Origin of the sequence: Pseudomonas sp. B10(2017) (assembly GCF_002113295.1) — a bacterium.
Lineage (GTDB): Bacteria > Pseudomonadota > Gammaproteobacteria > Pseudomonadales > Pseudomonadaceae > Aquipseudomonas > Aquipseudomonas pudica.
Genome location: NZ_NEJU01000005.1, coordinates 48,712 through 64,884 on the forward strand (window position 1 = coordinate 48,712; position 16,173 = coordinate 64,884).

A 16,173-nucleotide genomic window follows, 5' to 3' on the forward strand; every position below is an offset into this window, starting at 1 on the left:
AGCAAAAACCGTGTTTTTCTGAAAAAAACCAAGAACTTCATGCTGTTGCCGTGGTCTTTTGCCGTCATTTCTCTCTTGGCGGTGCAACTCCATGGATGCCGCCCACCGACAACGGACACGTTTTCGCATGCAGCGATGCTGGCTCATTTTCCTGCTGACGCTTGGGCTGACATTGACCGGGCCCGCCCATGCGCGCGTGCCGGGACCTCAGCAGAACATCGCGCCGGCCAAGGTCCGTGACCTGCAACAGATTCGCACCAGCCAGGTGCTGCGGGTTCTGGTCAACCAGAGCCGCAACAGCTCCGGTGAGGTCAAGGGTGAGCCGGTCGGCATCGAATACTATCGCCTGCGTGCCCTGGAACATTACCTAAATGCCCGTGCCGCTGACGGTCAGGAGATCCAGCTCAAGCTGATCCCGCGGGCCAAGGAGCAGTTACTGGGCGCCTTGGCCCGTGGCGAGGGTGACCTGGCCGCGCCGGGCGAACTGCTCGACCCCGCCGTGGTGCGCGGGGTCAGCAGCAGCGCGCCGGTGCTTGACCAGGTGCCGCTGCTGCTGGTGGGGCGCAAGGGCGAGCGCAGTTTCAGCCATGTCGAGCAGTTGTCCGGGCGTACCGTGGCCCTGACCAGCGCCAGTGCCGCCGGCCCATTGATCCAGCAGGTCAACCAGCAGCTGGCGCTGCGCAAGCGCGCGCCGATCAAGGTGGAGTGGGTCGACTCGACCTTGGCGGTGGAGGATGTGCTGGAAATGGTCCAGGCCGGCATCTATCACCTGACCGTGGTCGAGCAGCCGATCGCCCGGCGCTGGGCTCGGGTGATGCCGCGCCTGCGCCTGGACAGCCGCGTAAAGCTGGGGGCGCCGCAAGCCATGCGTTGGTATGTGAGACCCGATGCGCCGCAGTTGCAGGCCACGGTCGATCGCTTTCTGCAGGGCTACCGCGCACCGGACAACCAGGACGCCGCGTTCGAGCGCATCTACCGGCGCCAGTACCGGGTGCACGACCCATTGGCCAGCAAGAATCGCCAGCGCCTGAGCGCGCTGCGGGCGGTGCTGCAGAAACACGGTGAGGCGCAGCAGATCGACTGGCTCAACCTGGCCGCGCTGGCCTTCAAGGAGTCGACGCTCAACCCGGCGGCGCGCGGCACCGGAGGGGCCCATGGCCTGATGCAGATCACCCCCTCGGCGGCGCAGCGCGTGGGGGTGAGCAACACCGCCACGGTGGATGGCAATGTCCAGGCCAGTGCCCGCTATCTGGCGCTGATCCGGCGCAAGTTCTTTGCCAGCGCCAAGATCAACGAACGCGAGCGCATGGCCTTCGTGCTGGCGGCCTACAACTTGGGCCCCGAGCGCGTCCAGGCCATGCGCGCGGAAGCGCGGCGGCGCGGGCTGAATGGCGACCAGTGGTTCTTCCAGACTGAACGTATCGCCATGGAGCAGGTGGGCATGGGGCCGGTCAACTTCGTCAATAGCGTCAACAAGTACTTTTTAGCGTTCAATCGGGAGCGTGCCGCGCTGGAGCGTGTGGCGAAGCGTTGAAAGATCGATTTTATCGATTGTTATGTTGGATTATTTGCGGCTTTCATATCTATATAAACGATTATGATGGCGCCCATCCCAACACAACTTTCTCGCTTCAAGGAGTCTTCGACATGAACAACGCCACCCTCAACGCTCTGTTCTCCACCCGTGCCGGCGCTGGCCTGAGCGTCATCCGTATCCTGGTCGGCATCATCTTCATTGCGCATGGTGCGCAAAAACTGTTCGGCATGTTCGGTGGCTATGGCCTGGAAGGCACCGGCCAGTGGATGGAGAGCATCGGCCTGGCCCCGGGTTACCTGATGGCTTTGCTGTCCGGTAGTGCCGAGTTCTTCGGCGGCCTGGCCCTGGTGATCGGCCTGCTGGCCCGCCCGGCGGCCCTGGTGCTGGCGGTGACCCTGGTGGTGGCGATCCTCACGGTGCACATCGGCAACGGCCTGTTCATGTCCAACAACGGCTATGAGTTCGGCCTGGCCCTGCTGGCTGGCACCGTCGCGGTGCTGATCGAAGGCGCTGGCCGCTTCTCGCTGGACCGCCTGATCGCCCGCTGATACATCGTAAATTCCAAGATACAAGCCGCAGGCCGATCACTTTCGGCTTGAGGCTTGTATCTTGCCGCTTGTAGCTCTAGCATACCGCCTGCGCCGATTTAAACAGCTACTTGCGGGGCGCAGGAAAACCCCTCCGGGTCATCCGAAATACCGCTAAAGCGCTGGTTCGGTGACGCCTCCCACCGCTGCCCAGCGGGATTCGCGAGGCGGAGAGAAGCTCCATGAGTTGCCCACGTACCAGTGTCTGTTTGAGCCCCTTGCCTGCCAGCCAGGCATCCCGCACACCGCGCATCCTGCTCGGCGGCCAGCATCAACCCACTCTTTTACGTCACCTTGAAGGCCTGTCCCGGCGCAAGGGCCAGGCGCGTGCATTTCTGATCCAGTTCGCCGATACCGGCTGCCACCTCGCACAGTATGGCAATGACCGTTTCGACCTGGCCGTGATCCAGGCCCCGGCACCGGACGAGGCCGCCGAAATCATCGGCCACCTCACCCGTATCGCGCGCCAAGGCCTGATTACCCGCCGCTGAGGAGCGTGCAGTTGAGTACCAACATCATCACCGCGGAAGGCCATGAGGCGCTGAAGAAAGAACTGGACCACCTGTGGCGGGTATACCGCCCGGAGATTACCCAGAAGGTTACCTGGGCGGCATCGCTGGGCGATCGCAGCGAGAACGCCGACTACCAGTACAACAAGAAGCTGCTGCGTGAGATCGACCGCCGGGTGCGTTACCTGCGCAAGCGTCTTGAAGATGTGAAGGTGGTGGCCTACTCGCCGCAGCAAGAGGGCAAGGTGTTCTTCGGTGCCTGGGTGGAGATCGAGAACGACGAGGGCGAAACCATGAAGTTTCGCATCGTCGGGTATGACGAGATCTATGGGCGCAATGACTACATCTCGATCGACTCGCCCATGGCTCGTGCCTTGCTGAAAAAGGAGGAGGGTGATGAGGTGGTGGTGCACACACCTACCGGTGAAGCGACCTGGTATGTAAACAGCGTCAGCTACGGGCAATGAGTCGATGTTGCCTGTGCCAGCCTCTTCGCGGGTAAACCCGCTCCCACAGGTTCACCAAGGTACTTGAAACCTGTGTCGGACCTGTGGGAGCGGGTTTACCCGCGAAGAGGCCGGCACAGGCTGTCCTCAACTCTCGCGTAAAACCGCCAACGGGCTGGCATTCAACGCCCGCCGCGTCCCCAGCACCCCCGCACCGCCCACCAGCAACGCCCCTGCCAGCGGCAACAGCAGCAACCACACATGCGGGCACCATTGCAGGTCGAAGGCATAGCGGTACAGCACCAGGGTAATCAGCTCGCACCCGACCGCCGCCAGCAAGCCGCTGGCCGCACCCAGCAAGCCGAACTCGATCCGCCGCGCCTTGACCAGCAATGGCCGCGCCGCGCCCAGCGCACGTAGCAAGGCGCCCTGGCGGATGCGCTCGTCCAGCGTCGCCTGCAAGCCAGCGAACAGCACCGCCAACCCGGCTGCCAGCACGAACAGCAACACATATTCCACCGCCAGGGTCACCTGGGCGAGGATGCTGCGCAGCTGATCGAGCAAGGCGTCCACCTGCAGGATGGTCACCGCCGGGAATGCCCGTGACAGTGCCACCACATCCAGGTCATGGCCCGGTGCCAGATAGAAGCTGGTCAGGTAGGTGGTCGGCAGCCCCTGCAACGTGCCGGGCTGGAAGATCATGTAGAAGTTCGGCTGGAAGCTGTCCCAGTGCACGCTGCGCAGGCTGCTGACCCGGGCCTGGCGCTGCTGGCCGCCGATGTCGAAGGTCAGCAGGTCGCCCGGTTGCAGCTTCAGGCTGCTGGCCAGTTCCGCCTCCACCGACACACCGGGGATTTCATCTTCGGCGGGCAACGCCTGCCACCAGTTGCCACCCGTCAGTGCGTTGCCTTGGGGCAGTTCGGCTGCCCAGGTCAGGCTGAGGTCGCGCTGCACGGCGCGCTCGCCTGCCGAATCCTTGCTGACCACCTGCTGCACCGGTTGGTCGTTGATTCGCACCAGGCGGCCGGGTGTCACCGGGTACAGCGGTGCCGAGGTGGCATTGACCTGCTGCAAGTGTTGGGCGAAGGGCTCGCGATCATCCGGCAGGATGTTCAGGGCAAAATGGTTGGGTGCATCCTTGGGCAGCTGCGCTTGCCAGGTGTCGAGCAGTTCCGCGCGCAGCAGCGCGACCAGGGCCATGGCCAGCAGGATCAGGCCGAAGGCCAGGGCCTGGCCGGCAGCGGCCATGGGGTGGCGCAGCAGTTGGCCCAGCCCCAGGCGCCAGGTCAGTGGAGCCCCGGCCAGCAATTGGCGCAGGCTGCGCAAACCGAGCAGCAGCAGGCCGCCGAGCAGCAGTGCGGCGACCAGGCCGCCTCCGAGCAGTGCGAAGGTGAGCAGCAGGTCCAGGCTCAGGCGCCACATGATCAGGCCCAGGGCGAACAGGGCCGCGCCGTACACCAGCCAGCTGCTGGGCGGTATCGGCAGCAGGTCGCGGCGTAGCACGCGCAACGGCGGCACCTGACCCAGCGCGGCAATTGGCGGCAGGGCGAAGCCGGCCAGGGCCACCAGCCCCGTAGCGATGCCGGCCAGGGCCGGGACGATGCCACCTGCAGGCACCACGCTTGGCAGCAGGCCATGCAGCAGGCGGAACAGGCCCAGCTGGGCCAGCCAGCCGAGCAGGGCGCCGACCAGCGCGGCGACCAGGCCAAGCATGGCCAATTGCAGGCAGTACAGGCCCAGTGCCTGGCGGCGCGAAAGGCCCAGGCAGCGCAGCAGGGCGCTGGCGTCCAGGCGGCGTGCGGCATAGCGGCTGGCAGACAGGGCAACGGCGACGCCTGCCAGCAGCACCGCCACCAGGCTGGCCATGTTCAGGTAGCGCTCGGCCTTGCCCAGGGCGCCGCCGACCTGCTGGTTGCCATCGCGGGTGTCGCGCAGGCGCTGGTTGGCGGCCAGGTCCTTTTTCAGCGCACCGCGGTACTGCGCCAACGCTTCGGCATCGCCGCGCCACAGGTCGCGGTAGGTGACCCGGCTGCCCGGTTGAATCACGCCGGTGGCCTGCAGATCGGCCAGGTTCATCATTACCCGTGGGGTAAGGCTGTAGAAGTTGTTGGCGCGGTCCGGTTCGTAGGTGAGTACGCGGGTCATGCGCAGCGTCTTCATGCCCACATCGATGCTGTCGCCAACCTTAAGCCCCAGTGCCGCCAGCAAGCGTGGCTCGACCCATGCTTCGCCAGGTGCCGGGCCACCGCCCGGGGTTTCTGCTGCATAGGGCTCCGCGGCACTGCGCACTTGCCCGCGCAACGGATAGGCACCATCGGCAGCCTTGACGCTGGACAGCTGGATGCCGTTGTCGCCGCCGACCACGCTGGTGAACTCGACCACCTGAGCGTGGCGCAAGCCAAGCGCCTTGCCGGCCTCGATCTGCTGATCGCGGGCCGGTGCACTGCCCTGCAGCACCAGGTCGGCACCCAGGAACTCGCTGGCGCGCAGTTGCATGGCGCCGTTGAGGCGGGCACCGAAATAGCCGATGGCAGTGCTGGCCGCCACCGCCACCAGCAGGGCGAAGAACAGCACGCGCACTTCGCTGGCGCGAATGTCGCGCAGCAGCTGGCGCAGGGCCAGGCCGCACAGGCGGGACAGCGGCATGTGGTTCATCAGGCCTCCACCGGCGCCACCAGGCGGCCTGCATCCAGGCGGATCTGGCGGCGGCAGCGCCGGGCCAGGCGTTCATCATGGGTAACCAGCACCAGAGTGGTACCGCGTTCCTTGTTCAGTTCGAACAGCAGGTCGCTGATGCGTTCGCCGGTGTGGCTGTCTAGGTTGCCGGTGGGTTCGTCGGCGAACAGCACCGCCGGTTGCGCGGCAAAGGCACGGGCAATGGCCACCCGTTGCTGTTCGCCACCCGAAAGCTGGCGCGGGGTGTGGCTCAGGCGCTTGCCCAGGCCGACCCGTTCGAGGAGGGTGCGCGCGTGTTCGCGGGCATCGCGACGGCCGTCCAGCTCCAGCGGCAGCATGACGTTTTCCAGGGCGTTGAGGCTGTCGAGCAGCTGGAACGACTGGAACACAAAGCCTACATGCTCGGCGCGCACCCGCGCGCGTTGGTCTTCATCCAGCGGCCCCAGGTCGTGGCCAGCGAGGATGACCTTGCCGGCACTGGGCTGGTCGAGGCCGGCGAGCAGGCCGAGCAGGGTAGACTTGCCCGAGCCCGAGGCGCCGACGATGGCCAGGCTGTCGCCCTGGGCCAGGTCGAGGGACAGCGCGTGCAGGATGGTCAGGTCACCTTCCGCGCTGGGGACCACTTTGCTAAGGTTCTGCGCAACGAGAATGCTGGGGCCCATGGAGAATCCGATGCGAGTGTGGTGGTTGAGTGCCGGTCTGGCCCTGTATTGCCTGGCCCAGAGCGCGGCGGCGGGAACACTGCTGATTGTCGGCGATAGTATCAGCGCCGGTTTTGGCCTGGATACCCGCCAGGGCTGGGTTTCCCTGTTGCAGACCCGCCTGCTGGAAGAAGGTTTCGACGACAAGGTGGTCAATGCGTCGATCAGCGGCGACACCAGTGCAGGTGGCCAGGCGCGGCTGCCGGCGCTGCTTGCAGCGCACAAGCCGAGCCTGGTGGTGCTGGAGCTGGGCGGCAATGATGGCTTGCGCGGGCAGTCGCCAGCGCAATTGCAACAAAATCTTGCCTCAATGATCGAGAGTGCGCGCAAGGCCGGTGCCAAGGTGGTGCTGCTGGGCATGCGCCTGCCGCCCAATTATGGCGTGCGCTACACCACCGCCTTCGCCCAGGTCTATGAACAGCTGGCTGCCGAAAAACAGGTTCCGCTGGTGCCATTTTTCCTCGAGGGGGTAGGGGGCGTGCCTGAGTTGATGCAGGCGGATGGCATTCACCCGGCTCAGGCCGCCCAGCAGCGCCTGCTGGAAAATGCCTGGCCGGCGATAAAACCCTTGCTCTGATGCTTTAAACGGCGCCGTCTTTCGGCTAATGTTGCGCCCCCCGTTTCGAGTGCCACCAATGCCGCGCCCTGCCTGGTCCCTTTATGCCTACCAACTGATCGAGCCTGATGAGCAGCTCGACCTGTTCGCCTGCCAGGAAATCCGCGTCCACCTCGTGGCCCGACAGCTCGAGCTGGGCGTACCGGCCGACCGCACTCTGTGCGGTGGCCTGCTGCCTGCGCAACCGCGCTGGTCGGGGGTACCGCGCTCGATCTACCGCGACGGCCGCCTGTGCGACCTGTGCCGCGCGATCCTCGATGCCCAGCGGCGCGGCATGCGCCCGGTGTGGCCGGAGCTGCAGGGCGGCTGAACACCGCACCTTTCATCATCTGGAACGCTTGCATGGCGCCAATGCCTCCCGCTTGCATCGGCGCAGGTGTACAATCGATTCTCTTGACCCACCTTTCGAAGGATTTACCGGATGTTGCCGCGCTTTCCTGCCGTCACCCGTAGCCTGTCCCTGGCCGCCCTGCTGGTAGCAGGCCCCGCTGCTGCGCTGGAGCTGCCATTGCCACCACCCGGTGAAGACATCATCGGCCAGGTGCATGTGATCAAGGCAAAGTACGAGGACACGTTCGCCGATATCGGCACCGCCAACGACCTCGGCTACCTGGAAATGATCGCCGCCAACCCGGGCGTGGATCCATGGCTGCCAGGTGCCGGCACCGAGATCATCCTGCCGACCCGCTACATCCTGCCGCCGGGCCCGCGTGAGGGTATCGTCATCAACCTGGCCGAATACCGCATGTACTACTTCCCGAAAGGGCAGAACGTGGTGCATACCTTCCCTCTGGGTATTGGCCGTGAAGGCTGGGGTTCGCCGATCGCCAATACCAAGATCACCGCCAAGACGCCGAACCCGACCTGGACCCCTCCAGCGTCGATCCGTGCCGAGCACGCGGCTGACGGTGACATCCTGCCGAGCGTGGTGCCGGCCGGCCCGGACAACCCGCTGGGGCCGTTCAAGTTCACCCTCGGCGTACCGGGTTACCTGATTCATGGTTCGAACAAGAAATTCGGCATTGGCATGCGTACCAGTCACGGTTGCTTCCGCATGCTCAACAACAACGTGCTGGAACTGTCGAAGATGGTGCCGGTGGGTACGCCGGTGCGCATCATCAATGAGCCCTACAAGTTCGGTATCAGTGGCGGAAAGGTCTATCTGGAGGCGCACACGCCGTTGGACGACCAGGGTAATCCGTCGGTGGTCGATAAACACACTGCTGTTATCAACGCCTTGCTCAAGCGTGAAGACCTGGCAAATAACCTACGCATGAACTGGGACATGGTGCGTGACGTGGTGGCCGCGGAAGATGGCATGCCTGTGGAAATTGCCGTGCCGGCCGAAAGCCAGGGTGGGGCACCGATGGTTTCGAGCATTCCGCCCGAACTGCAGTAAGGTAATTGCGACACACCCGGGCCTGCCTTAGTGCAGGCCTTTTCGTTTCTGCCAGGCGCGTTTGCTTGTGTACCGGCAATAAAAAAGCCGACCCACAAGTGGGTCGGCTCCATAACAATCCGTGAGGATTATTACTTGCGGCTGGCTTTGTCCAGCATACGCAGAGCGCGCTCGTTGGCTTCGTCAGCGGTCTGCTGAGCCTTCTGAGCGGCTGCCAGTGCGTCGTCAGCCTTACGGTAGGCTTCGTCTGCACGAGCTTGAGCGCGAGCTGCTGCGTCTTCAGTCGCAGTCAGACGAGCTTCGGTTTCTTTGGATACGCTGCTGCAACCGGTAGCCAGAACTGCGGCCAGAGCCAGAGCAGAGAATTTCAGAACGTTGTTCATCGTGTTCCCCTTCAAGGACTTTCTATTAAATAGCCATCTCTCGGAAAAGAGAAACTGGCCGGCGTACATAGTACCCATTACTTGTAGTAAGTAAACTGACTAAGCGCAAGAACTGCAAAAAAAATGTTGCTTGACGCCTTTCCGACAAGATTTGCGACACGCCTGTGAAAAAAACGTACAGGGTTCGCAAGCGACTGTAGTACGGGAACTTTTTTGTTGAACTAAGGGTGACTTTAACTGTCCTTCAGCGTCTTAAGCCCTAGTACACCGGGTGGCTTCCTGGTGCGCTGGCAAGAATGACATCTGGCTGCATTTTCGCCATTTTTAACCGCCACCACCTTGAGCAATCCCGCCTGCGGCGCCTACTATCTTGTGAGTGCCACAGGATCCGAACGATTGCAATCGTCCAGTGGTCGAAGGGGCAACAGGTGGCGTAGAGGATTCTGTGCCGGATAAACCACCATCGGTTAAGGTATGGGTCTGCCGAGTAGACCTGCGAGGAGTAGTGATGAGCGAAGCGCTGACCATCCACCATGACCAGGCCGGTCATCAGTTCGAGACCAGCGTGGACGGTCATCGTGCCTATCTGACGTACATGGACCTGGGCAAGCAGACGCTGGACATCTATCGCACCTTCGTACCCAACGCCCTGCGCGGCCGCGGGATTGCTGCCGCCCTGACCGAACGGGCCCTGGAGTACGCTGACCAGATGGGCTACACGGTGATTCCGTCCTGCTCGTACGTGGAGCGCTACATGGAGCGCCAGCAACGGCATTCGAGCAAGGTCTGATTCTGTAAAAAAAAGCGGGGCCGCTTCGCGTCCATCGCCGGCAAGCTGGCTCCCACACGTACGGCGAAACGCCTGAAATGTGGGGGCTGGCTTTCCGGCGATGGAGCGCGAAGCGGCCCCGCTTTCTTGTATCAGCCGCGCTTGCGCTGCGGCAGCACATCCTTCAGCTTGGCACGCATGCTGCGCAAGGTCTTCTCGGTAGCCGACCAGTCGATGCAGGCATCGGTGATCGACACGCCGTACTGCAGATCGTCCAGGTTCTTCGGAATCGACTGGCAGCCCCAGTTCAGGTGGCTTTCGACCATCAGGCCGATGATCGACTGGTTGCCTTCGAGGATCTGGTTGGCGACGTTCTCCATTACCAGCGGTTGCAGGGCCGGGTCCTTGTTGGAGTTGGCGTGGCTGCAGTCGACCATGATGTTGGCCTTGATCTTGGCCTTGGCCAGGTCCTGCTCGCATAGGGCGACGCTGACCGAATCGTAGTTCGGCTTGCCGTTGCCGCCGCGCAGTACCACGTGGCCGTACGGGTTGCCCTTGGTGGTGACGATCGACACGCCGCCTTCCTGGTTGATGCCAAGGAAGCGGTGCGGCTTGGACACCGACTGCAGGGCGTTGATGGCAACGGTCAGGCCGCCGTCGGTGCCGTTCTTGAAGCCGACCGCCGAGGACAGGCCCGATGCCATTTCGCGGTGGGTCTGCGATTCGGTGGTGCGGGCGCCGATGGCCGACCAGCTGATCAGGTCCTGCAGGTACTGCGGGGAAATCGGGTCGAGTGCTTCGGTGGCGGTCGGCAGGCCCATTTCGGCCAGGTCCAGCAGCAGCTTGCGGCCGATGTGCAGGCCATCCTGGATCTTGAACGAGTCATCCAGGTACGGGTCGTTGATCAGGCCTTTCCAGCCGACGGTGGTGCGCGGCTTCTCGAAATACACGCGCATGACCAGGTACAGTGTGTCGGACACTTCCTCGGCCAGCACTTTCAGGCGCTCGGCATATTCGTGGGCGGCCTTGATGTCGTGGATCGAGCAAGGGCCGACCACGACGAACAGGCGATGGTCCTTGCCGTCGAGAATATTGCGCACCACTTCACGGCCGGCAGTAACGGTCTGCAGGGCCTTGGCGCTGAGGGGTAGTTCCTTCTTGAGTTGATCAGGAGTGATCAGGGTCTCGTTGGAGGCAACGTTCAAGTCATCGATCGGTAAATCAGCCATCGTGTTACTCGTCAGGTCACGGGTGCCGGCCGCCAACTATCCCCGTGCGGCCCAGCAGCAAGAATAATCGCAGCGGGGAGCCGAACCTTAGCGCGTTACAGGTGGCGCGACAATGGGCTGGGCCCAGTCCGTATGGGGTTTTTCCGAGATGGCAGGTGTTTGTCGTGCATGGGCTGCCCAGCGCTGCGCAACCTGTGTAAAAAGAGGGCTGACTTTTACCTGGAGATCGGCATGCATTCGCACACACCACGTATCGGCATCATCGGCAGTGGCGCCATCGGCGGCTTCTATGGGTTGATGCTGGCCCGGGCCGGCTTCGATGTGCATTTTCTGTTGCGCAGCGAGTACGAGGTTGTCCGCGAGAAGGGGTTGGCCATGGACAGTGCCGTGCATGGCAACTTGCAGATGAAGGTGCAGGCCTATGCCAGTGTCGCCGACATGCCGCCCTGCGACTGGCTGCTGGTGGGGGCCAAGGCCACCAGCAATGACCAGCTGGCGCCGCTGATCGTGCAGGCGGCCGCACCTGGCGCCAAGGTGGTGCTGCTGCAGAACGGCCTGGGCGTGGAAGAGCAGTTGCGCCCTGCCTTGCGCAGTGACATGCACCTGCTCGGCGGCCTGTGTTTCATCTGCGTCAACCGCCAGGCGCCCGGTGTGATCCGCCATCAGGCCCTGGGTGCGGTCAACCTCGGTTACCACAGCGGGCCGGCCAATGATGGCGGTGCTGCACTGGTCAATGAAGGCGCGGGGCTGTTCCGGGCTGCGGGCATCGACTCGCAGGCCATGCCCGACCTGGCCCAGGCACGCTGGCAGAAGCTGGTTTGGAACGTGCCTTACAACGGCCTGTCGGTGCTGCTCGGTGCCAGCACCACGCCGCTGATGGCCGACAGCCATGGCCGCGCCCTGATTCAGGCCTTGATGGCCGAGGTGGTCCAGGGGGCGGCGGCGTGTGGCCATGTATTGCCCGAAGGGTATGCCGAGCACCTGTTCCAGGTGACCGAGCGCATGCCCGATTACTGGCCCAGCATGTACCACGACCATGTCCACAAGCGCCCGCTGGAACTGCAGGCCATCTATGCAGAGCCATTGGCACAGGCGCGTGCGGCGGGCTGCCACTTGCCGCGCATGGAGATGCTGTACCAGGCGCTGGCTTTCATCGACCGGGGCCAACAGACCCGCTGAGGGTGGCGCTGGCGCTGCCGGGCCCTCCAGCCCGCATCACCAGCACGCCGGACGGCAAAGCGTGCGTCCGGCGCGCTGCTAAGCTGAAGCTTGCTCTGCCGCAGCGGCAGTCGAGGAGGTCGAATGATCCACTCCATGCTGTACGCCACCGACCTCGGTGTCTACGCCCCTTTTGTCATGCAACACGCGCTGGCGCTGGCGCGCACATTCGGCGCCGAGTTGTATGTGATCCACGCGGTGGAGCCCATGGGCCAGTTCGCTGAATCTCTCCTGCAAAGCTACCTCGATGAACAGACGCTCGACCAGTTGCACAGCCAGGGGGTGAACACGGTGATGGCCAATATCGAGCAGCGTGTGCTGGAAAACTTTCGCGACGAACTGGGCGAGGAGGCCGATCTGGCGGTGATCAAGGCGGTGCGGGTACGCCAGGGCGACCCGGCGCAGGTGATCCTCGACCAGGCACAGCGGCTGAGCGTCGACCTGCTGATTTTCGGTAGCCACAGCGCTGGCGCCGGCGTGGATGTGCCATTGGGGCGTACGGCGGTGCGGCTGCTGCAGCTGTCGCCGGTACCCGTGTACATGGTGCCGCTGGCGCAGCATTTGGGGCGTAGGAAAGCATGAAGATGGCCGTAGGCCATTTCGTGGGGTATGTAACAAAATAGTTCTAGATTTATTTCCAGAACCACTAATATAGTTATATATCGTCGCTGCCTGCTGCCGCGGACTCATCGCTGAACCGAGGGGAACCTATGAAGCTTCAACAACTGCGCTACATCTGGGAAGTGGCGCACCATGACCTCAACGTCTCCGCGACGGCGCAGAGCCTGTATACCTCCCAGCCAGGTATCAGCAAGCAGATCCGCCTGCTCGAGGATGAACTGGGTGTTGAAGTCTTTGCCCGCAGCGGCAAACACCTGACCCGCGTTACCCCGGCCGGTGAGCGCATCATCAATACCGCCGGCGAAATCCTGCGCAAGGTCGAAAGCATCAAGCAGATTGCCCAAGAGTTCTCCAACGAGAAGAAGGGCACGCTGTCCATCGCCACCACTCATACCCAGGCGCGTTATGCCTTGCCGCCGGTGATCAGCAATTTCATCAAGCAGTACCCGGAAGTGTCCTTGCACATGCACCAGGGGTCGCCCATGCAGATTGCCGAGATGGCCGCGGACGGTACGGTCGACTTCGCCATCGCCACCGAGGCGCTGGAGCTGTTCGGCGACCTGATCATGATGCCGTGCTACAAGTGGAACCGCTGCGTGGTAGTGCCGCAGGGCCATCCGTTGACCAAGCTGCCGAAGCTGACCCTGGAAGCGGTCGCCGAATACCCGATCGTTACCTACGTGTTCGGTTTCACCGGGCGTTCGAAGCTGGACGAAGCGTTCAACCACCGCGGCCTTACGCCGAAAGTGGTGTTCACCGCGGCTGACGCCGACGTGATCAAGACTTATGTGCGCCTGGGGCTGGGCGTGGGGATCGTCGCCAAGATGGCGGTGGACACCAAGCTCGATAGCGACCTGGTGGCCTTGGATGCCAGCGAGCTGTTCGAAGCCAGCATCACCAAGATCGGCTTCCGCCGCGGCACCTTCCTGCGTGGTTTCATGTGCGACTTCATCGAGAAGTTCGCCCCGCACCTGACCCGTGAAGTGATGGCCAAGGCCATACAGTGCCACAACAAGCAGGAGCTGGAAGATCTGTTCGAAGGCGTCGAACTGCCGGTGCACTGATCCGGAATTGCAGGGGCCGCATGGCCCCTGTGGGAGCGGGTTTACCCGCGAAGAAGGCGACGCGGTGTATGGCACCGGCTTTGCCGGTGTTCGCGGGTGAACCCGCTCCCACAACGGCCCAGCTGTTTATGCCTTGGTAATCAGGTTGCCTGCGTGCAACCCGCATTCCTTCTGCGTCGACTCTTCCCACCACCAGCGCCCTTCGCGCTCATGCTGGTTTGGCAGCACCGGGCGGGTGCAGGGCTCGCAACCAATGCTGATGAAGCCGCGCTCGTGCAGGCTGTTGTATGGCAGCTCCAGCATGCGGATATAACCCCACACTTCCTCGCTGGTCATCTGCGCCAGCGGGTTGAATTTGTACAGGGTGCGTTCGGCGGTGGAGAAGGCGCTGTCGATTTCCACTGCCGCCACCTGGCTGCGGGTGCCCGGGCTCTGGTCACGGCGCTGGCCGGTGGCCCAGGCGCTCACGGTGGCCAGCTTGCGGCGCAGCGGCTCGATCTTGCGGATGCCGCAGCACTCGCCGTGGCCGTCCTTGTAGAAGCTGAACAGGCCCTTTTCCTTGACGAACGGGTCGAGCTTGGCGCGGTCGGGGCTGAGGATCTCGATCGGCAGGTCGTACTGCTCGCGGACCTGGTCGATGAACCGGTAGGTCTCCGGGTGCAGGCGGCCGGTGTCGAGGCTGAACACCTTGACCTGCTTGTTCAGTTTCCAGGCCATGTCCACCAGCACCACGTCCTCGGCGCCGCTGAAGGAGATCCACAGGTCATCACCGAAGTGCTCGAAAGCAAGCTTGAGGATGTCCTGCGGGGACTTGTTGGCATAGGTCGCGGCCAGGGCGGCGACGTCGAAGGGTTGGCTCATCAGGCGGTTTCCATCTTGGCTGTGGCGCTGTGCGCTCGTAGTGAGGTGATGGTAACAAAAAATGGCGGGGCAGGCGGTCTTGGAGTCGGTGGCGCCTGCTTCGCGGGCTCGCCCGCGAAGAATTCACCAACGATCACAAGCCTTGCAGGGTCTCCATCAGCACCCGCACCTTGGCAATCGACTCTTCATACTCGGCCTGCCACTCGGAGTCGGCAACCACGGCACCGCCGCCCCAGCAGCTGACCTGCCCGCCCTTGACCAGCAGGCTGCGAATGGCAATCGAGCTGTCCATTTCGCCGCGCACGTCCACGTATAGCAGTGAGCCGCAGTACAGCGCCCGGCGCGTCGGCTCCAGTTCGTCGATGATCTGCATGGCGCGGATCTTCGGCGCGCCGGTGATCGAGCCGCCAGGGAAGCTGTCGCCGATCAGGTCCAGGGCGTCCTTGTCGCTGGCCAGCTGGCCGGTGATGCTGCTGACCAGGTGGTGCACGTTGGGGTAGCTCTCCAGGCTGAACAGCTCCGGCACCTTCACCGAGCCGATCTCGCAGGTGCGCCCCAGATCGTTACGCAGCAGGTCGACGATCATCAGGTTTTCCGAGCGATCCTTGGGGCTGTGCAGCAGCTCCTCGGCATTGCGCATGTCTTCTGCCGGGTTGCTGGCGCGCGGGCGGGTGCCCTTGATCGGCCGGGTTTCCACCTGGCGCTGGCTGACGCGGATGAAGCGCTCGGGCGAAAAGCTCAGCAGGGCGCTGCCGTCGGCCAGTTGCTGGTAGCCGGAGAAGGGGGTGGGGCAGGCTTTGCGCAGGGCCTGGTAAGCGTGCCACGGGTCGCCCTGGCAAGGCGCGCGGAAGCGCTGGGTAAGGTTGATCTGGTAGCAATCACCGGCCTGGATGTAGCGCTGCACCTGGTCAAAGGCGGCCTTGTACTGCTCGGGCTGCAGGTCGCCGGCCATCGGCGCGAGTAGCTGGAAGCTGCCGATTTCCGCGTTGTCGGCCCCTTCGAACAGGGCGATCAGGCGTTCCCGTTCGCTGCCCGACAGGCGCGGGTGGAACACCAGTTGGCTGGTCGCGCACTGGTGGTCGGTCACCAGCGCCCAGGCATACAGGCCCAGTTGCGCGTCTGGCAGGCCAAGGTCGTCCACGGCCAGGCTGGGCAGGTGTTCCAGGCGGCGGCCGAAGTCATAGCTCAGGTACCCGATCAGGCCGCCAGCGAACGGCAGCTCGGTACCTGCGGGCAACTGCGCATGGCCCAACCGTGCTAGGCCGGCGCGCAGGCGCTGGAGGAAGCTGCGCCCATCTTCGTCGGGCTGCGCCTGCAGGTGTTGCAGCGGCCAGGCGCTGAGCAGGTCGAAACGCCCGCGTTCGGCGCCGGGGCGGGCGCTGTCCAGCAGGATCGCACCGGGGGCCTGGCGCAGGCGGGCGAAATAGGCGGCAGGGTCGGGCTGATAGGGCAGGGGGTGAAGCGTACAGGTCGGCATCAGTATGGACGGCGATGTAAAAGCGAGGAGGGCGATTGTAGACCTGTGCGGGAAATGCGCCTAGCACTGGGCGCGACATT

At 63.6% G+C, this 16,173-nt stretch carries 17 protein-coding genes; 11 read left to right on the forward strand and 6 right to left on the reverse strand.

Annotated features, from left to right (window positions below; all coding sequences use genetic code 11):
• The first annotated feature begins 127 nt into the window (after positions 1 to 127).
• From CAF92_RS08360 to greB, 4 genes are all read left to right on the forward strand, one after another.
• Positions 128 to 1,534, forward strand: a complete 1,407-nt coding sequence (locus CAF92_RS08360) for a transglycosylase SLT domain-containing protein (RefSeq protein ID WP_046617230.1) — start codon at positions 128 to 130, stop codon at positions 1,532 to 1,534.
• Between the two features lie 113 nt (positions 1,535 to 1,647).
• On the forward strand, positions 1,648 to 2,085 hold the full coding sequence (locus CAF92_RS08365) for a DoxX family protein (protein WP_046617231.1): 438 nt from the start codon (positions 1,648 to 1,650) through the stop codon (positions 2,083 to 2,085).
• Positions 2,086 to 2,306: 221 nt separating this feature from the next.
• Complete coding sequence (locus CAF92_RS08370) at positions 2,307 to 2,615, forward strand: hypothetical protein (protein WP_025338428.1); 309 nt, start codon at positions 2,307 to 2,309, stop codon at positions 2,613 to 2,615.
• 11 nt (positions 2,616 to 2,626) lie between these two features.
• Complete coding sequence (gene greB, locus CAF92_RS08375) at positions 2,627 to 3,100, forward strand: transcription elongation factor GreB (protein WP_046617232.1); 474 nt, start codon at positions 2,627 to 2,629, stop codon at positions 3,098 to 3,100.
• 126 nt (positions 3,101 to 3,226) lie between these two features.
• Here the strand turns inward: greB and CAF92_RS08380 are convergent, their stop codons facing one another.
• Both CAF92_RS08380 and CAF92_RS08385 read right to left on the reverse strand, forming a co-directional pair.
• On the reverse strand, positions 3,227 to 5,734 hold the full coding sequence (locus CAF92_RS08380) for an ABC transporter permease (RefSeq protein ID WP_085600194.1): 2,508 nt from the start codon (positions 5,732 to 5,734) through the stop codon (positions 3,227 to 3,229).
• Complete coding sequence (locus CAF92_RS08385; RefSeq protein WP_016714756.1) at positions 5,734 to 6,417, reverse strand: ABC transporter ATP-binding protein; 684 nt, start codon at positions 6,415 to 6,417, stop codon at positions 5,734 to 5,736. Before CAF92_RS08385 ends, CAF92_RS08380 begins: the two co-directional genes overlap by 1 nt.
• Before the next feature lie 10 nt (positions 6,418 to 6,427).
• Here CAF92_RS08385 and CAF92_RS08390 point away from each other — a divergent pair, with 10 nt between their 5' ends.
• The 3 genes from CAF92_RS08390 (at position 6,428) to CAF92_RS08400 (ending at position 8,471) form a co-directional block, all read left to right on the forward strand.
• The gene (locus CAF92_RS08390; RefSeq protein ID WP_046615743.1) at positions 6,428 to 7,033 is read left to right on the forward strand and encodes an arylesterase; all 606 of its coding nucleotides are present in this window, start codon (positions 6,428 to 6,430) and stop codon (positions 7,031 to 7,033) included.
• 58 nt (positions 7,034 to 7,091) lie between these two features.
• Positions 7,092 to 7,382 (forward strand): hypothetical protein, encoded by a 291-nt coding sequence (locus tag CAF92_RS08395; RefSeq protein ID WP_013971899.1) that lies wholly within the window; start codon positions 7,092 to 7,094, stop codon positions 7,380 to 7,382.
• A gap of 111 nt (positions 7,383 to 7,493) precedes the next feature.
• A complete protein-coding gene (locus CAF92_RS08400) occupies positions 7,494 to 8,471 on the forward strand; it encodes a L,D-transpeptidase family protein (RefSeq protein ID WP_046615742.1) in 978 nt (325 codons plus the stop codon).
• Between the two features lie 131 nt (positions 8,472 to 8,602).
• Here the strand turns inward: CAF92_RS08400 and oprI are convergent, their stop codons facing one another.
• A complete protein-coding gene (gene oprI / locus CAF92_RS08405; RefSeq protein WP_003259780.1) occupies positions 8,603 to 8,854 on the reverse strand; it encodes an outer membrane lipoprotei OprI in 252 nt (83 codons plus the stop codon).
• 508 nt (positions 8,855 to 9,362) lie between these two features.
• Between oprI and CAF92_RS08410 the strand changes: the two genes are divergently transcribed.
• Positions 9,363 to 9,644 carry a GNAT family N-acetyltransferase gene (locus tag CAF92_RS08410; protein WP_046615741.1) on the forward strand — a complete coding sequence of 94 codons (282 nt, stop codon included), beginning with the start codon at positions 9,363 to 9,365 and terminating at the stop codon, positions 9,642 to 9,644.
• Positions 9,645 to 9,775: 131 nt separating this feature from the next.
• On the opposite strand, the gene CAF92_RS08415 is transcribed toward CAF92_RS08410, so the two are convergent.
• Complete coding sequence (locus CAF92_RS08415) at positions 9,776 to 10,852, reverse strand: 3-deoxy-7-phosphoheptulonate synthase (RefSeq protein ID WP_085600196.1); 1,077 nt, start codon at positions 10,850 to 10,852, stop codon at positions 9,776 to 9,778.
• A gap of 231 nt (positions 10,853 to 11,083) precedes the next feature.
• Between CAF92_RS08415 and CAF92_RS08420 the strand changes: the two genes are divergently transcribed.
• The 3 genes from CAF92_RS08420 (at position 11,084) to cysB (ending at position 13,755) form a co-directional block, all read left to right on the forward strand.
• A complete protein-coding gene (locus CAF92_RS08420; protein WP_085600507.1) occupies positions 11,084 to 12,031 on the forward strand; it encodes a putative 2-dehydropantoate 2-reductase in 948 nt (315 codons plus the stop codon).
• Between the two features lie 123 nt (positions 12,032 to 12,154).
• Complete coding sequence (locus tag CAF92_RS08425; RefSeq protein ID WP_015269711.1) at positions 12,155 to 12,652, forward strand: universal stress protein; 498 nt, start codon at positions 12,155 to 12,157, stop codon at positions 12,650 to 12,652.
• Positions 12,653 to 12,780: 128 nt separating this feature from the next.
• The gene (gene cysB, locus CAF92_RS08430; RefSeq protein ID WP_013971904.1) at positions 12,781 to 13,755 is read left to right on the forward strand and encodes an HTH-type transcriptional regulator CysB; all 975 of its coding nucleotides are present in this window, start codon (positions 12,781 to 12,783) and stop codon (positions 13,753 to 13,755) included.
• A gap of 126 nt (positions 13,756 to 13,881) precedes the next feature.
• Here the strand turns inward: cysB and CAF92_RS08440 are convergent, their stop codons facing one another.
• Both CAF92_RS08440 and pabB read right to left on the reverse strand, forming a co-directional pair.
• Positions 13,882 to 14,616, reverse strand: a complete 735-nt coding sequence (locus CAF92_RS08440; protein WP_085600198.1) for a phosphoadenylyl-sulfate reductase — start codon at positions 14,614 to 14,616, stop codon at positions 13,882 to 13,884.
• Between the two features lie 133 nt (positions 14,617 to 14,749).
• Entirely contained in the window at positions 14,750 to 16,093 is a 1,344-nt protein-coding gene (gene pabB, locus CAF92_RS08445) for an aminodeoxychorismate synthase component I (protein ID WP_085600200.1), read from the reverse strand.
• Positions 16,094 to 16,173: the final 80 nt, after the last annotated feature.

Coding starts and splice junctions, on each gene's coding strand:
- CAF92_RS08380 (WP_085600194.1), bottom strand. CDS start 5,734: ATGAACCACATGCCGCTGTCCCGCCTGTGCGGCCTGGCCCTGCGCCAG.
- CAF92_RS08415 (WP_085600196.1), bottom strand. CDS start 10,852: ATGGCTGATTTACCGATCGATGACTTGAACGTTGCCTCCAACGAGACC.
- CAF92_RS08395 (WP_013971899.1), top strand. CDS start 7,092: ATGCCGCGCCCTGCCTGGTCCCTTTATGCCTACCAACTGATCGAGCCT.
- CAF92_RS08410 (WP_046615741.1), top strand. CDS start 9,363: ATGAGCGAAGCGCTGACCATCCACCATGACCAGGCCGGTCATCAGTTC.
- CAF92_RS08370 (WP_025338428.1), top strand. CDS start 2,307: ATGAGTTGCCCACGTACCAGTGTCTGTTTGAGCCCCTTGCCTGCCAGC.
- CAF92_RS08360 (WP_046617230.1), top strand. CDS start 128: ATGCAGCGATGCTGGCTCATTTTCCTGCTGACGCTTGGGCTGACATTG.
- pabB (WP_085600200.1), bottom strand. CDS start 16,093: ATGCCGACCTGTACGCTTCACCCCCTGCCCTATCAGCCCGACCCTGCC.
- CAF92_RS08440 (WP_085600198.1), bottom strand. CDS start 14,616: ATGAGCCAACCCTTCGACGTCGCCGCCCTGGCCGCGACCTATGCCAAC.
- CAF92_RS08390 (WP_046615743.1), top strand. CDS start 6,428: ATGCGAGTGTGGTGGTTGAGTGCCGGTCTGGCCCTGTATTGCCTGGCC.
- cysB (WP_013971904.1), top strand. CDS start 12,781: ATGAAGCTTCAACAACTGCGCTACATCTGGGAAGTGGCGCACCATGAC.
- CAF92_RS08420 (WP_085600507.1), top strand. CDS start 11,084: ATGCATTCGCACACACCACGTATCGGCATCATCGGCAGTGGCGCCATC.
- CAF92_RS08365 (WP_046617231.1), top strand. CDS start 1,648: ATGAACAACGCCACCCTCAACGCTCTGTTCTCCACCCGTGCCGGCGCT.
- CAF92_RS08425 (WP_015269711.1), top strand. CDS start 12,155: ATGATCCACTCCATGCTGTACGCCACCGACCTCGGTGTCTACGCCCCT.
- CAF92_RS08400 (WP_046615742.1), top strand. CDS start 7,494: ATGTTGCCGCGCTTTCCTGCCGTCACCCGTAGCCTGTCCCTGGCCGCC.
- CAF92_RS08385 (WP_016714756.1), bottom strand. CDS start 6,417: ATGGGCCCCAGCATTCTCGTTGCGCAGAACCTTAGCAAAGTGGTCCCC.
- oprI (WP_003259780.1), bottom strand. CDS start 8,854: ATGAACAACGTTCTGAAATTCTCTGCTCTGGCTCTGGCCGCAGTTCTG.